This window comes from Rhizobium sp. SVR5-9E, from assembly GCF_056755095.1.
Genome location: NZ_JBNDHS010000522.1, coordinates 1 through 256, shown reverse-complemented (window position 1 = coordinate 256; position 256 = coordinate 1). Strand labels below are relative to the sequence as shown.

1 protein-coding gene is annotated in these 256 nt (G+C 58.6%); it reads left to right on the top strand.

The window, feature by feature from the left end; genetic code table 11:
• On the top strand, positions 1 to 256 hold a 256-nt coding region (gene ygfZ / locus ACPYOJ_RS35890), incomplete at both ends, for a CAF17-like 4Fe-4S cluster assembly/insertion protein YgfZ (protein WP_481420463.1).

Genomic DNA, 256 nt, shown 5'->3' with positions numbered 1-256 from the left:
ATCCTGTGGTTTGAACACCCGGCGGAACGCTTTCTGTTAGTCACGGATACCGCGACCGCCGAACGCGTCACCGAGGCGCTGCGTGGTGAAGCCCAGTTTAATAACAGCCAACAGTGGCTGGCGCTGAACATTGAAGCCGGTCTGCCGGTGATTGACGCCGCAAACAGCGGGCAGTTCATTCCTCAGGCCACCAACCTGCAGGCGCTGGGTGGCATTAGCTTTAAGAAAGGGTGCTATACCGGCCAGGAGATGGTGG